Here is a 14,033-nt window from a genome sequence, read left to right as displayed (position 1 = left end):
CGATGGAGATCATGAGCAAAGCAGTCGTCACGTTGGGCATCAAGGATCGGGACATTGACCCGGCCAAGGCATTGTTGGAAGAGATCTCCTGGACGTACGCGCATGTGCAGTGGTTGCGCGGGAAAGTGCAGGAGCTCACCGAGGGCCAACCATTGGTGCGTGGCACCAAGGAACGGTACGAGTTCACTGACGATGGCGACACCAAGTTCACCGAAGCCAATAACGAATCCGCCAACCCCAGCGCCCACGCGCTCGTGTGGGGGCAAACCGAGTACCGGGACAAGTCCGGTGGTGATGATGCCGGCCAAACCGTTGTTGAGCAGGCAGGCATCAACACTTGGTATGTGCTGTACATGAAAGAACGCGAACACTTGGCCAAAGTGTCCGCCCTCGCACTGCGGGCCGGTATCGAGGAACGCAAAATAAAACTAGCCGAATCCCAAGGCGAACTAGTGGCGGCCGTCCTGCAAAGGATCCTGAACGCCCTCAATCTCACACCCGATCAGTGGGAGCAAGTGCCGGTGATAGTTCCACGCGAACTACGTGCTCTTGCCAGCCTCGAATAGCCCGCGTCACTAGTCTGATAGACGCTTATCTCTTGGTAGAATTGTGGTGTCGGTTCGGATGCTTTGGAGGCAAAACATGTCAGGAACACCATGCGGTGGTTGCGGGGCAATGTTGGCGTCAGGCATACGGCTCTGCCATGACTGCACCACCACCCTCGAATACCATCTTGAACAAACCGTGGACGTGTGGGCGAACCTACAAATCACACTCGAGCGGCGCGACGTCGGTGCGGCAAGTGTCGGCCTAGGTGGCGCGGCATCAGCAGTAGAGCCGCTCAACCTTGACGCCCACGACATCGGTTACACGCTCCAAACAATCCTGACAGGGTGGGCCCAACACATCCCAGCCATGCGCCCAGCATCCACCCAACCCCACATCCTCGCAACATGGATGCGACAACCAGCACAGATCAAACTCATCCGGGGCATGGACTGGGCCGCCGACCTGATCGGAGAACTGGAAGAATCCCTCAACAAGTGCAGAGAAGCCACCGACCGTTCCCTGGAACGCATTAGCCTCGGCCACCACTCCACAGAATGCCCCGGAAAAGTACGGGCCATCGCCGGAGCGCGCTGGGGCAGGTGCACCGAATGTCGTGAACGGTTCGAAGCAGCCACCCAGCACCAGTGGATGATCAGCGAAGCCTGGCACGTCACCGCACCACTGCCCCACATCATCCGGGCGCTCCGCACCCTCCACGTATTCGTGAAACCAAAGGACGCCGAGAACTGGGCGGCCCGCCACAAACTCATCTCCTGCATCAGCGACGACGGGGCCAAGACCTACCAACTCAAACAGGTGTACGACGTCCACCAAACAATGGTCGCCAAACGCGAACGCGTAGCCGCACAAACCAAGCTCAAGAAACAAGCCAGACTGGACGCTCAACCGATCGCGGCATAACCAGATAACCAGTACCGCATGGTACAAAAACGTGTAGCGCTTGATAGCTGAGCGTTTTGAGGGTACGGTGAAACCATGCTGATATTTCCATCTCGAATGGTCTCAGCATTTTTTGTTTCCGGGAAGCCTGAATCAATCAGAAAATAGAATGTCCCCACGGTGCGATAACACCCGGGGACGTGGCAATCACTTTAGGGAGTGACTACATGCAACATCGTACATGCTCAGTTGATGAGTGTGGGAAGAAGCACAACGCACTCGGATTCTGCGAGTCGCACTACACGCGATTCAAGAAGACCGGCAGGGCTACCGCGAAGACAGCCCAAGAACGCTTCGATGAGAAGACGAAGCCGCAAGGCGAATGCATCGTCTGGACCAAATCGGTAAACAAGGACGGCTACGGCGTCTTCTACTTCAAGGGCAGCATGAAGCTAGCCCACGGCGTGGCATGGACGCTCTCGGGGCGTGAGGTCCCTGTGGGACTGATGCTTGACCATGAATGTCGGAACCCGCCATGCGTCAATGTGCACCATCTACGGCTCCTTACCAACAAGCAAAACGGTGAGAACCGCTCGGTATCAAGCGCTGCCAATAAGAGTTCAGGCTTGCGCGGAGTCCACTGGGACAAGCGCCGCAACAGATGGCAAGCATCGGTCGGTCACAATGGACGCATCCATAGGCTTGGATACTTCGAGGATCGACTGTTAGCCAAACTGGCCGTCATTGCCAAACGCAACGAACTCTTCACCCACAACGACGCCGACCGCGTCGCCTAAATTCTTGGTTGTTGGCGTCAAACCCTGAAACCCGGCAATGGATCATTCATGCACGCAGGGCAAGGACACGCCAGGGGAGTTTACAGCTTTGCCGGGTGCACCCTTTCGCTCCCCGCATGATCGGTCCTGCGCCAACACCAATCAAACGTCCCTGACGCCCCTGCGGAACCCTCATAACCCGCGGATTGGTCAGGGCATAACTGAATAGCCCAGTGGCTCATGCGCCACCGGGAGGGAAGCGAGAACCCCGACACCGCGCAAGCACATTGGGAATGTTGGCTCCACCAAGGTTCGAAGCCTTGGCATCCCACGAGATGCGTGACCCCAAGCACGCAACGCCGCCGCCGTCCGGCACTCACAGACGGCACACACTTCCACAAGGGCACCGCTACCGCCCAGATGGGATAGATACAAAACTCACTGAAAGGTGGTCACCGTATCTCCCGCGCAGGGTCAAGCGCACGCCGCTCGATGAGAATCGCCGGCACACAAACCTACATATCTGACCGTCACACGGAAGCTAGGGAACAGCGGCCAAGAACTAAATGCTGGAAGCGTGATGATAAGAACACCAAAACGCGCACGGCCAGAACGTCGCCCCAGCGAGAGGGGCTGCAACCGCCTAACTTCCCAGTCAACAGAGCCCGACGCCGTGTCAGGCTGAAACCGACGAGCTAGGGCCAAGACCTTGGACAGTCCGGCCCGCTGTGGTTCCCCGGCAAAGCCAAGGCACACAACCACCGGAACAAGCCACGCATACCGGAAGCAAAAACAAGGCACAAACCAATGAAAAACGCCCAGAGACTCTCGTCTCCGGGCGTCATGACGCCATCGCCTACTTACTGGCAGGCCTTACGCGAACGGACTGGACCACGCTTGACGAAATCGTGAAAACTTTAGTCTCTCCCGTTCCAAAGAAGTTGAAGTAACCGTCAGTCAATGAGTACTTGTGTGCCTCAACCTCCCAGTTTTGAGAGCCGTGACTTTCGATGTCGTAGGTTTTCATAGTGTTCCTCTCATAGATTAAACGCTGATTGCGCTTGCCCTGACCATAGCGGCACGCTCTGACATTCTGGGGGCTGCCGTGTCTGTCTCTTGGTTTGAGGCTGCGGCGAAGATGTTCGACCCGGCGCCGGCACCACGATGGGACTCCCCCGGACAGTTGGCGAAGGACGTTGACCCGTCCACGATTCAGACAGCTGCCCTGGACCTAATCGACCAAGCGTTGATCGACGTTGAGAACGGCACCTGCGACCGGCTCATCATCTCCATGCCACCCCAGGAAGGAAAGAGCACAAGGGTTACCAAGGTGGGGCCGCTCTGGTTCCTCACCCGCAACCCTGAACGTCGCATCGCCGTCGTCTCCTACAGTGCCTCACTCGCCATGGAGTTCGGGCGTGACATCCGCAAATTCATTACCGACAACCAAGGCCAAGAAGGCGGGCTCGACCTCGGGCTGCGCATCAGCGCCGACAACGGCGCCGCCTCCGGCTGGAGGCTCGACGGGCACAAAGGCGGGGTCAAAGCTGTTGGCCTCACCGGCGGCCTCACAGGCAAACCAGCCGATATCCTCTTCATCGACGACCCAGTGTCTAACCGTGAACAAGCCGAATCCCCGACGTTTCGGGAGCGCGCCAAGAACTTTTGGCGTTCCGTCGGATCAACCCGCCTAGCCCCCGGCGCCCCCGTCATCCTCATCCTTACCCGCTGGCACGTGGACGACATGGCAGGGTTCCTACTCGCACAGCCTGACAAGGCCCGGTGGCGGGTCATCAACATCCCGGCCCAAGCCCACCACGACCCTGACGCAGGTGAAACCGATCCGCTTGGACGCCAACCCGGTGAATGGATGCGCTCAGCCAGGACCAACGAGAAGACCGGGGAGCCACGCACCCCGGCCGAGTGGGAGCAGATCCGGGTACAGGCCGGGCCCCGCGACTTCTCCGCGCTCTACCAAGGCTCACCCAACCCGGAGACAGGAAACGTGTTCCCGAAAGAATGGCGCCGATACTCGGAGTCGATGTGGATCGAGCATCCAGACGGTTCACGGCGTGTCCCCGGAATCGGGCGTGAAGACCACGAACTCGTGCAGTCATGGGACCTCACATTCAAAGACAAACCAACCAGCGACTTCGTTGTTGGGCAGGTTTGGCTACGTGTCGGGGTGCAGGCATACCTGTTAGACCAGGTGCGGGAGCGGATGAACTTCAACGCCACCCTAGCGGCCATCAAAGCCATGTCCGCGAAGTGGCCGGAAGCCATAGCGAAGTTCGTCGAAGACAAGGCCAATGGCACCGCGGCAATCAACTCGCTACAATCCCAGCTCGTCGGGCTGATCCCCATCGAACCAGAGGGCAGCAAGTACGCCAGGGCTTCCGCGGTATCACCGCTCGCATTCTCCGGCAACATCATCCTGCCGACGGCCGAACTTCTGCCCAATGTGGAGGAACTCATTGAGGAAGCCAAAGCATTCCCAAACGGCGCTCACGACGACACCATCGACACGCTATCGCAGGCCATCAACCGCATCCTCCTCATGCCGCTCCTGGCGGCTGATGACGAGTACGTGGAGCCAGACGTTTACGACGCATACAACGAGCAGGGCTGGAGTATCAGCCCCGTCTAATTGAAGGAGGCCCATGTGGGACGTATCCGCCAGTTCTTGGGCCTTGAAGAGTCCGCCACTGTCACCGAGACGGAGTCGGGTGCTTTGGCGTCGGCAGAGTACAAGCTAGAAAAGTTGCAGGAATCTCTTGGTTCCCTTGAGTTGGCCATGCAGGATGCCGGGTGGGAGCGGCTGGTCATGGATATGGCCGGCGAGTTCAGCCGTGAAGGACTCAAACGTTCCGCCCAGTTGTGCAGGCTCATGGCCATAGCCAACCCTCTAATAAAAAGAGGTCTGGCTGTGCGGGCCGCCTACGTGCACGGGCAAGGCGTTGGTATCACTGCACGGGCCGACGGTACTGAGGGAACCCAGGACGTGAATGCTGTCATTCAGCAGTTCTTGGATGATGATTCGAACAGGGCCAACTTCACCGGCGCCCAAGCGAAGGTGCGTCTCGAAACAGCTCTGGGCACTGACGGCAACGTGTTCATCACATGCTTCACAGACCCGTTAGATGGCCGTGTAGATGCACGCACACTCCCCTTCGATGAGATTGTGGAGAAGATCACCGCACCCGGGGACCGGGGAACCACACATTACTACCGGCGCCGCTGGCGTGAAGGTACGACCGAGTATGAGGAACTGTACCCGGACCTTCGCTACCGTCCGGGGATGCGAGCCAAAACGTTCACCGCAGATCTTGGCGGCACCGCTACCAGGATCAACTGGGACTCCCCCGTCTACCACCTGCACGACAACGGGTTAGACGGATGGTCCTTCGGGATTGGTGACGCTTACGCGGCACTCCCATGGGCCCGGGCCTACAAAGAATTCCTTGAAGACTGGACCATGCTCATCAAGGCTTTGTCGAAGATCGCTTTTACGGCGGTCCGGGACAAGAAAACACCAGCATCGCAGCGGGCACGGTCCGGGTTGCGGGACCTGAGCAACATGCCAGCCGGTTCCTCGGTGGAAATGTCTGAGGGTCAGAAACTCGAGGCCGTCCCGAAGTCTGGGGCGACCATTGATTCTGGGTCTGGCAGGCCGGTCATGTCCATGGTTGCCGCCGCCCTCGGCCTGCCGGTCACCACGTTGTCGGCGGATCCTGGGCAGACCGGGGCGAGGGCTGTGGCTGAGACACTGAATCTGCCCACCCGGTTAGAGTTTCAGTTCCGGCAAAGCTTGTGGACGGAAGCGTACCGGGCGATCCTTGGCTACGTCATTGACCAGGCCATACAGGCACCGCGCGGTCCGCTCAAGGGTGGCACGGCACGGCGCGGCGACACACTAGCCATGACCTTGGCTGGCGGGGATGACCGCACCCTTGACATTGTGTGGCCGGACCTGAACGACCTGCCAATAGAAACCATCATGAAAGCCATCGAAGCAGCGGACGGCACAGGGACCATCCCGAAACTGCTGATTGCAAGGCTCACCATGCGGGCACTAGGTGTTGATGATGTGGATGAATGGTTGGCGAAAATCACTGATGATAACGGTGACTTCATTGACCCGGCAGTGAATGCTGGCCAAGTCGCCGCTGACAATTTTCGTGACGGCAAAATCCCTATCGTTTAGGAGGCGACATGATGTGGTGGCAGATTCTGTTGGTCCTTGCGAGTTGGATTGTGTGCTCGCTGTTGTTCGGTGTGGTGTGGGCGCTTGGTCATCGTGAGAAACGGCCAACTAGGCCACACTGCAACGCCTGCGCGGCTTACGAAAAAATCACACGATGATACATGCACCAAAGAAGTAAAGGCGGTGGGTTGTGGCGGTAAACAAGAAAACCATTGCCATACTCGCCGCCGACCGTGCCGCCATGAAGGCATTGACGGATGCCCAAATACTTGCGATCGTCATCGGCTGGACGCAGGCTTGGGACAAGCTAAAACCTGAATACGATATGGCGATTGCCGAACTGTTAGCGCAGGCCAAAGACGGCAGAGTTGGTGCCGCGCAAGTACGAAAATCATCCCGGCTCAGGCAAGCGCTCGAGTCGACTAAAGAACAATTGGAAGCTTTAGCCGAGCTAACAAATAAAACCATCACAGTCGACCTGCCAGACGCCATAAGCGCTGGTGGAACGACTCAGGTTGATGCCATCAGATCACAGCTACCAGCAAACAAGACCGCACTAGTAGCAGGTTGGGACCGGGTATCGGGTGAGGCACTAGCCGCCATCGTTGAACGAACAGCGGAACGCATCCACAAGTCAACAAACACGCTACTTGATGATGTTGAACGGCTCATGAAACGTGAACTTGTTCGCGGTATCGCCACAGGGACAAACCCGAAGGAAACGGCCCGCCGCATTGTCAAAGGTGCGGAGGGTCGCTTCAACGGGGGGCTAACCCGCGCCATGACCATTGCTCGAACCGAAACACTATCAGCCCACCGTGAAGCGTCTTTGCAATCAGCGCTTGCCAGCAAGGATGTTCTTGCAAATTGGCGTTGGTCCTGCGCCCTGTCAGGCCGGACCTGCCCGGCATGTCTAGCAATGAACGGCCAAACTTTCCCCACCGAAACGACGGGACCTGACGGGCACCAAAATTGCCGTTGCGCCCGCGTTGACATAACGAAGTCTTGGGCTGAACTAGGGTTTACCGGCATAACCGAACCTGACGACATTTTCCCGGACGCCCAAGCATGGTACGAGAATCTGACGCCGGATTCACAAACCAAGATCATGGGCAAAACGCGCCGCGACCTCTTGGTAAAAGACGAAATCGAATGGTCTGACCTAGCCAAACGCCAAGACAACCCGGGCTGGCGTCAAAGCTATGTTGTGACACCCCTGAAAGACCTGAAACCAAGTTAGCCACCGCCACCCTGGTGGCTTTTCTTATGCAGTGGCAAAAGCTCCGCAGAATCGACAAGTCATGTAGACCGTCCCACCTGTAGCCGCTAGATCAATGTGCTCAAGCACGTATTCATGCTCGGGGCATTCCCCTGGCGCGCCCCTGTTGTCGTTCGAATCGTCGTCGCTCACACTTCAACCCTACAAAACTCGCACCGCTGGCCAATCCTGCGCGTGCCACAACTCAAGGAGGTCCGCCATGACGGACATTGTCAGCGAGTCCGCCGGGGTATCCCGCACCGGGCCAGGACGAGTGCTTTTGAAGCTCATTACACCAGGCGTCGGCAGCAGCGGAACATACTCCGCCGAGGTCCTTGCTCAAGCCGCTAAGGACAAGGTGTGGCCACGGGGAACGCAGTCCCACATCAATCACGACACCGAGTATGAGCGTATGGAACGCCCCGAAGGAAACCTTCGCAACCTTGTCGGTGTCCTCACCGAGGACGCGTACGTGGATGCCGACGGCGCACTCGTTGCCGAGGTCAGGGTCGGGTCAGCGTGGCGCGACTTTGTTGAGGAATTCCACGACTTCATTGGCGCTTCCGTCGCTGCATCAGCCGTCATCAAGGACACGAAGTCGGGCCGCATCGTTGAGAAACTGATCGCGTCCCCGTTCAACCGTGTCGACTTGGTGACGGTTGCTGGTCGTGGCGGGAACGTGGCAGAGATCCTGGAAGCCGCAACCGCCATCGAGTCACGGTCGGTTGTCCGCGAAACAACAGCGTCGGACATTGACGGGTACCTGCGTTCAGCGGTGCGCGACATGCACCGCACCGAGGATCGTTACGCGTGGATGCAGGACTACGACAGCGAGTACGTGTACTTCGAGCAGCTGGGAAAGATCTGGCGCCAGAAGTACACGCTCAACGGCGTCGAAGCAATCCTCGTTGGTGACCCTGAACTCGTTCACCGACGTGTGGAATACGACCCCGTCACCCCAGCGGCCGAGTCCGCACCAAAGAATTCCTCTCCGATCCCGGCTGAGGTAAAAGAAAAAGCCAAGTCTAAGGAGACAACCAACATGGCTGAAATCAAGATCGAGGAGACGCGCCTCGCGACCCTCGAAGAATCCCACGGCCGGGTGCCTGCACTCGAAGCCAAACTGACAGCGACGGAATCCGAGAACGTCTCACTGAAGACGGATCTGGCGAAGGCCAAGGCTGCGAACCGTGCCCGCGAATTCGCGACCACAATCGTGACGGCGGCAAACGCTGACCTGTCCGAATCGGTTGTCGCCCGCATCGTGGCCCAGTCCACAGTCGACATCCCACTGACCGAGGCGCTGCAGCTCGACACGGACACGCTCACCGCAACCGTGACCGCCGCGCGTGAATCCGAGGAAACATACCTGGCCAAACTGGCCAAAGAAAACGGTCTGGGGCAGGTCCGCGGCATCGGAGCAACCGAATCCGCTGCGCCCGTCATCACCGAAGCCGACATCCTCAACGCACGCAAGGGAGGCAAGTAAGCATGGCAACTAACCAGCGCTACAGCCACAACAAACACATCGCCTTGACCGCCACGAAGGCTGTCGAATCCGGCGCCCCAGTCAAGATCGGCCAGTACGTCGGTGTCGCACAAACCAAGGCCGCGATTGGTGAGAAAGTCACTATCTGGTTGAACGGATCCTACGACGTACCCGTCACCGGTGTCACCACCGAGGGCGCCATCGTCTACATCAAAGCATCCGACAACAGCCTCTCCGTAACCGCGGCAGGGTCCTTCCCGTTCGGTGTCGCCAACGCGGCAAAAACGGCGACACTCGGCCCCGTCGAGGTCGCACCATTCGGCAAGATCACTGACACCGCCGCTGGCGCGTAAGGAGAAAACCATGACAATCCTCAACACCCGCGAAATCCTCGAATCCGAGGGTTTTCGGACCTCACCGTCCCGCAATGGCCGCATCCTTGAAGCGGCGAAACTGTTCAACGACGCTGAAGCTGGGAACGCTTACGCACAGGCGCGCCTGCTCGAAGCGTTCACGACCTCAGACTTCCCGGGCCTGCTCGGTGCTGCCTTCGAGATCGAAGCTATCCATGCTTACCGTGCCGCCGAGCCGGAGTGGAAGCTGTACGCCGACGAGTTCAAGGTCACCGACTTCAAGAAAAAGCGACTGGTCGACATTCTCGGCCGCGGCTACTTCGAAGACGTCGCACAGGGCGAAGAGTACAAGGCCGCCAAGGCTTCCGAGGAATACCGTGACATCCAGGCGGGCAAGGCCGGTAAGCTGTTCGGCCTGACCTGGGAGCTGCGGAAAAACCGCGACTTCTCTGACCTGTCGGACTTCCCGACACGCCTCGCCAACGACGGTATCCGCACCGCGAACCGGAAGGTTATGCAAGCCATTGCCGACGCAACCGGATTCAAGGCATCGTTCTTCGGCACGGTCGACACGAAGGCGCTCAGCGCTGACAACCTGGACGCGGCCCTGAACGGGCTTGGTTTGAAGGAGAACTTCCGTGGCGACCTGGTCGACACGTCCAAGATGGTGCTCCTGCACTCCCCCGGGAACCGTGCCATCGTGCGCCGCTTGCTGACCGCCACCGAGGTGGAGTTCACCGACGGCAACAAGAAGGTACGTCTCCCCAACCCGTGGGCTGGCATCATCACCCCGGTCGAGTCCAAGGAACTCGCCGCCACGATTACCGACACCGGCAAGCGCGCCACCTCGTGGGCTCTGTTGCCGGCGCCTGGATCTGAGAACCCGGCTGTTGCCAAGGTGACCATGACCGGTGAAGAGAACGTGGACATCCGTGTCAAGCGCGATCAGGGCGCAAGCGTGGGCGGCGGAGACCTGCCCGTCGACGCTGGCAGCTTCAACGACGACACCATCTGGTATCGCGGACGTCTCGTTACCGGTGGCGCCGCGCTATTCGCGGACGCAACGTACGCGTCCGCCGGCGCTTAGCACCAGAACCAACCAACCAACCAACCGGGACCATTCCAGTCTCACCGCTGGGATGGTTCCGGCACTGGCACCACCCAAAAACTTTATAGGAGGCCCATCATGCCAACGGATTTCAAAACCCCTCTCGGCAAGGTCCGCCTCCTCACCGCTGACCTTTCAACGCCGCCCAAGATTAGTGACGAAATATTGGACGGCTACCTTGGCCTGTACGAGGCTGCAGAACCGCAATGCGCTATTTGGCGTGCCGCAGCTGACGCATTGGACGCGATGGCCACCAGTGACCTGCTGCAGTCGCGTGTCATCAGGACTCAAGACCTCAGCGTTGATGGCGCCAAGTTCGCTGCCGAGCTAAGGAAGCAGGCCGCCGAGCTAAGGTTGCGAGCCGACGAAGCCGACGCCGCCAATGATTCATTCTTTGACGTCATCCCGTTCGGCTGGTCGCCAGGTCAAGAAGGCGTGGAGGAACACTGGTGAGCCCGCTGCCTGGTTGGCAGGTCATCCCGGACGGGTGGGCTGAGGCGCACCGCCCGGTGGTTGAGCAAACACTCCAATCCCCGGCCACCGTGTACCGCATAAGCGACGGCCCCGCACCTTACCCGATCCCGCCCGGATGGTCAGGGTCAACGATCGTCTGGGATAACTTCAACGCCCGGGTGCAAGAAAAGTCTCAACGCGCCGGCGACATTGTTGTCGGCGACCAACCCATCACGCAGCGCCAATATCTTGTGGTGTGCCCGGTCGGTGGCCCAAAGCTGCGGGCTGGTGAACGCGGTGACGTTGTCCATGTGATTGGGCGTGAACTGCGCATCATCGACATTCTTGGCGGCACCTACGAATGGGAACTTGACCTTGTCTGTGTTGAGAACCTCACCCAAGAAAACCCTTCGTAAAGGCGGTGACCCGTGGCCGGTTTTGACGCGTCCGAAATCTTTGAGCTCGCCGCCGACCTGAAAGGTTCCGGCGCAAAAGTAAAGCAAATGGCCGGGGTCGTTGTCCATAAAGCGTTGATCGATATTGAGTCCGACGCGAAACGCATCATCACCGAGAAGGACATTGTCGATACGGGCAACCTTCGCAGCTCAGTTTCCTACCTGTATGACGGGAAGCTCTCCGGTGAAGTCGGGCCTGACGCTAATTACGGCATCTTCCATGAAATTGGTACGTCGACCATGCCAGCAAGACCTTTTATGGGCCCGGCCACTGACCGGAACGTTCCGGGTTTTGTGCAGGCTATGGAGCAGATTGTGGACGGGGTTATTTGATGGCGCCAATAAACCCGGCAATCTTGTACGCCCAGGTCCGTGCTGCGCTCCTGACCTTGCCCGGCGTGACTGTCTTTGATGGGCAGGTCCCCAAGAGTGTCCCGGTTGACAGTTCCGGATACATCCTCCCCTACGTGACCGTCTACGCAGGCGCCGGGGCGAACCTCGAAAACGAAACCGACTACACGCAGCAGATCAGCATGGACGAACTTGATTGGCGGTTCCAAACGACCTGTGTTGGTGCATCAATGCTGATCGCCCTGCAAGTCACCCATGACGTCCGGCAGGTCCTTTGCAACCTGCCTGTCGGGGCCGGGTGGGTGAAACCCGACGAAACAGGGTTCACCACCCAATCACCGATCCCAGACAACGGGACCAACCCGGCCCGATTCTTCCTGCCACTCCCGTGGCGACTCATCACCAACTAAGGAGGCCCACCGTGGCAACCAGCATAACCAAGGTGACCGAACCCGCCGTGCCCGAAGTGGCCGACGACAAGGTAACCGAACCCCGCACATTCGACCCCCGCAAATCGGTGTACGTCTACGACACCGTCACCGGCAAAAAGCTTGACCGGCCCGTCCCCGAAACATTCCTGGACGGCCGTTTCCCACAGCTCAAAGAAGTCCAGTCCAAGAAGGAAGGTAAGTAACCATGGTGCAGAAAATGCTCACGGACGACAACCGCAAACTCGTGTACGTCCCCACCCTGGCCAACTACCATTCGCCGTTGCTGACCGAACTGAACGGCGCCGGCATTGTTGACCTGTCCTGCCGGATCAGCTTGGACGGTTTCACCCTTGGCGCCACCGGTGACGACGAGATCGACGACCCCGCATACTGCGGGTCATCGAACGCGAAGGCGCCGGGCCGCACCAACTACGAGGCGATGATGAACGCCTACCGGTACAAGGACGAGGCCGACGACATCGTCTACACCACATTCACCCGCAAGAACATTGCCGGGTATTTGGTGGAACGTATCGGCCAGATCGCGGACGGCGAGAAAGCCCATGAGATCCCGTTCAAGGCCACCGACAAGGTCCGCGTGTTCGAGATCCTAACAGGGACGCCCCGCGTCCTGTCACCCACCAAAGCCTCCTACGAGAAGACCGGCCTGCCGTTCTTTGTCCAAGACAAAGTTGACGAACGCGCCGTCGTAGCAGCTACCTAACAAGACCACCTGCCGTGCGCTTTTCCAAGGGAGCGCACGGCAGGTTCAACACCCTTGGAACCCCACCCCTTGGAGACTGAAATGCCATCACTCACAGACCAGCTATTCGGGTCCACATACACGCAGGACCTCCGCCAAGAAGACGTCAGCAAAGCCAATGCCCTTCTGGCCGTCGTGTGCAAGTCGACCGCTTCACTGTCAGACGTCATCACACTAGCCAACGCTCTTGAGCTTGATCTGAGTATCCAGGCCAAGTCACGGCCATCACCAGTGACCGAAGCACCCAAAGAATCCTGAACCACAAACCCTTGGAGAACACCATGACTGAAACACCAGAAACTTTTGACCTTGACGCGTGGCTGGATGGCAGTAAGCGCACCGAGCGTGCCGTGACTGTATATGGTCGCGGTGATCTGCTGGCTGTGATTGACAAGTTGGAAGCTGAGCAGCGCTTACTTCCAGCCGCTCCAGTTGATGACGACGCATACGCTGACGGTGACGGCTCGGATTTGCAGTCCCAGATAGATGCGTTGCATGTGCAGATGGGCGCATCAAAAATAGAGATGCGCGTGACGTTCCTTGACGATGAGGAGCAGGGCGCGATCCGAAAGGCCGTCAAGAAGGATCTTGCCAAGGAGATTGACGAGGCCGCTAAGGGTGCCGTGCAAGAAGCTCGCGATGGTTGCCGACGCTCTGAAGTAATTATCCCGAGTGAGATAAACCAGGTTATCCGACGCATGACCGTCGATGCTACGAGCAAGGTTGTTGAGCGGGAAGTGTCAATCCGAACCTTGTCTGCATGCTTGGTTGACCCGGTCATGTCGCCGGATCAGGTGCGTAGATTGTACAAGGTAATCGGTGATTCTCAGCTGGCCGTGATCACAGCAGCTTACACGCGCGCCTCAGTGGAAGCACCCCAGGTGCAGGTCCCAAAATCGTTGAAGCCCTCGCCCTCCGACGGTGGGGCCATGTCCTCTTAGAG

General features: G+C 58.7%; 17 protein-coding genes. All 17 read left to right on the top strand.

Features of this window, described 5'->3' with window-relative positions; all coding sequences use genetic code 11:
* Positions 1-11 precede the first annotated feature (11 nt).
* The gene (locus LOH53_RS10755; RefSeq protein WP_230067733.1) at positions 12-566 is read left to right on the top strand and encodes a hypothetical protein; all 555 of its coding nucleotides are present in this window, start codon (positions 12-14) and stop codon (positions 564-566) included.
* Between the two features lie 76 nt (positions 567-642).
* Positions 643-1,470, top strand: a complete 828-nt coding sequence (locus LOH53_RS10750; RefSeq protein ID WP_230067732.1) for a hypothetical protein — start codon at positions 643-645, stop codon at positions 1,468-1,470.
* A gap of 206 nt (positions 1,471-1,676) precedes the next feature.
* A complete protein-coding gene (locus tag LOH53_RS10745) occupies positions 1,677-2,246 on the top strand; it encodes an HNH endonuclease (protein ID WP_230067731.1) in 570 nt (189 codons plus the stop codon).
* 1,084 nt (positions 2,247-3,330) lie between these two features.
* A complete protein-coding gene (terL, locus tag LOH53_RS10740) occupies positions 3,331-4,872 on the top strand; it encodes a phage terminase large subunit (RefSeq protein ID WP_230067730.1) in 1,542 nt (513 codons plus the stop codon).
* Between the two features lie 15 nt (positions 4,873-4,887).
* The gene (locus LOH53_RS10735) at positions 4,888-6,429 is read left to right on the top strand and encodes a hypothetical protein (protein ID WP_230067729.1); all 1,542 of its coding nucleotides are present in this window, start codon (positions 4,888-4,890) and stop codon (positions 6,427-6,429) included.
* A gap of 190 nt (positions 6,430-6,619) precedes the next feature.
* Positions 6,620-7,669 (top strand): phage minor head protein, encoded by a 1,050-nt coding sequence (locus LOH53_RS16935; RefSeq protein ID WP_230067728.1) that lies wholly within the window; start codon positions 6,620-6,622, stop codon positions 7,667-7,669.
* A 238-nt stretch (positions 7,670-7,907) separates the two neighbouring features.
* A complete protein-coding gene (locus tag LOH53_RS10725; protein ID WP_230067727.1) occupies positions 7,908-9,176 on the top strand; it encodes a hypothetical protein in 1,269 nt (422 codons plus the stop codon).
* Positions 9,177-9,178: 2 nt separating this feature from the next.
* Entirely contained in the window at positions 9,179-9,529 is a 351-nt protein-coding gene (locus LOH53_RS10720) for a DUF2190 family protein (protein WP_230067726.1), read from the top strand.
* A 10-nt stretch (positions 9,530-9,539) separates the two neighbouring features.
* Complete coding sequence (locus LOH53_RS10715; RefSeq protein WP_230067725.1) at positions 9,540-10,616, top strand: phage major capsid protein; 1,077 nt, start codon at positions 9,540-9,542, stop codon at positions 10,614-10,616.
* A 99-nt stretch (positions 10,617-10,715) separates the two neighbouring features.
* Positions 10,716-11,090, top strand: coding sequence for a hypothetical protein (locus LOH53_RS10710; RefSeq protein WP_230067724.1), 375 nt, complete (start codon positions 10,716-10,718; stop codon positions 11,088-11,090).
* Positions 11,087-11,506, top strand: coding sequence for a DUF6093 family protein (locus LOH53_RS10705; protein WP_230067723.1), 420 nt, complete (start codon positions 11,087-11,089; stop codon positions 11,504-11,506). Before LOH53_RS10710 ends, LOH53_RS10705 begins: the two co-directional genes overlap by 4 nt.
* A gap of 12 nt (positions 11,507-11,518) precedes the next feature.
* Positions 11,519-11,878 carry an HK97-gp10 family putative phage morphogenesis protein gene (locus LOH53_RS10700; RefSeq protein WP_230067722.1) on the top strand — a complete coding sequence of 120 codons (360 nt, stop codon included), beginning with the start codon at positions 11,519-11,521 and terminating at the stop codon, positions 11,876-11,878.
* Positions 11,878-12,306 (top strand): hypothetical protein, encoded by a 429-nt coding sequence (locus LOH53_RS10695; RefSeq protein ID WP_230067721.1) that lies wholly within the window; start codon positions 11,878-11,880, stop codon positions 12,304-12,306. The genes LOH53_RS10700 and LOH53_RS10695 overlap by 1 nt, the downstream gene beginning before the upstream one ends.
* A gap of 11 nt (positions 12,307-12,317) precedes the next feature.
* The gene (locus LOH53_RS10690; protein ID WP_230067720.1) at positions 12,318-12,530 is read left to right on the top strand and encodes a hypothetical protein; all 213 of its coding nucleotides are present in this window, start codon (positions 12,318-12,320) and stop codon (positions 12,528-12,530) included.
* A gap of 2 nt (positions 12,531-12,532) precedes the next feature.
* Positions 12,533-13,051, top strand: coding sequence for a phage tail tube protein (locus tag LOH53_RS10685; protein WP_230067719.1), 519 nt, complete (start codon positions 12,533-12,535; stop codon positions 13,049-13,051).
* Between the two features lie 81 nt (positions 13,052-13,132).
* Positions 13,133-13,348, top strand: a complete 216-nt coding sequence (locus tag LOH53_RS10680; RefSeq protein WP_230067718.1) for a hypothetical protein — start codon at positions 13,133-13,135, stop codon at positions 13,346-13,348.
* 23 nt (positions 13,349-13,371) lie between these two features.
* Positions 13,372-14,031, top strand: a complete 660-nt coding sequence (locus LOH53_RS10675) for a hypothetical protein (RefSeq protein WP_230067717.1) — start codon at positions 13,372-13,374, stop codon at positions 14,029-14,031.
* Positions 14,032-14,033 lie beyond the last annotated feature (2 nt).

It is taken from the genome of Arthrobacter cryoconiti (assembly GCF_020905375.1).
In the GTDB taxonomy this organism is placed as follows: domain Bacteria; phylum Actinomycetota; class Actinomycetes; order Actinomycetales; family Micrococcaceae; genus Specibacter; species Specibacter cryoconiti.
The sequence above is the reverse complement of the archived record's forward strand: the minus strand, read 5'-3'. Positions and strand labels throughout refer to the sequence as shown.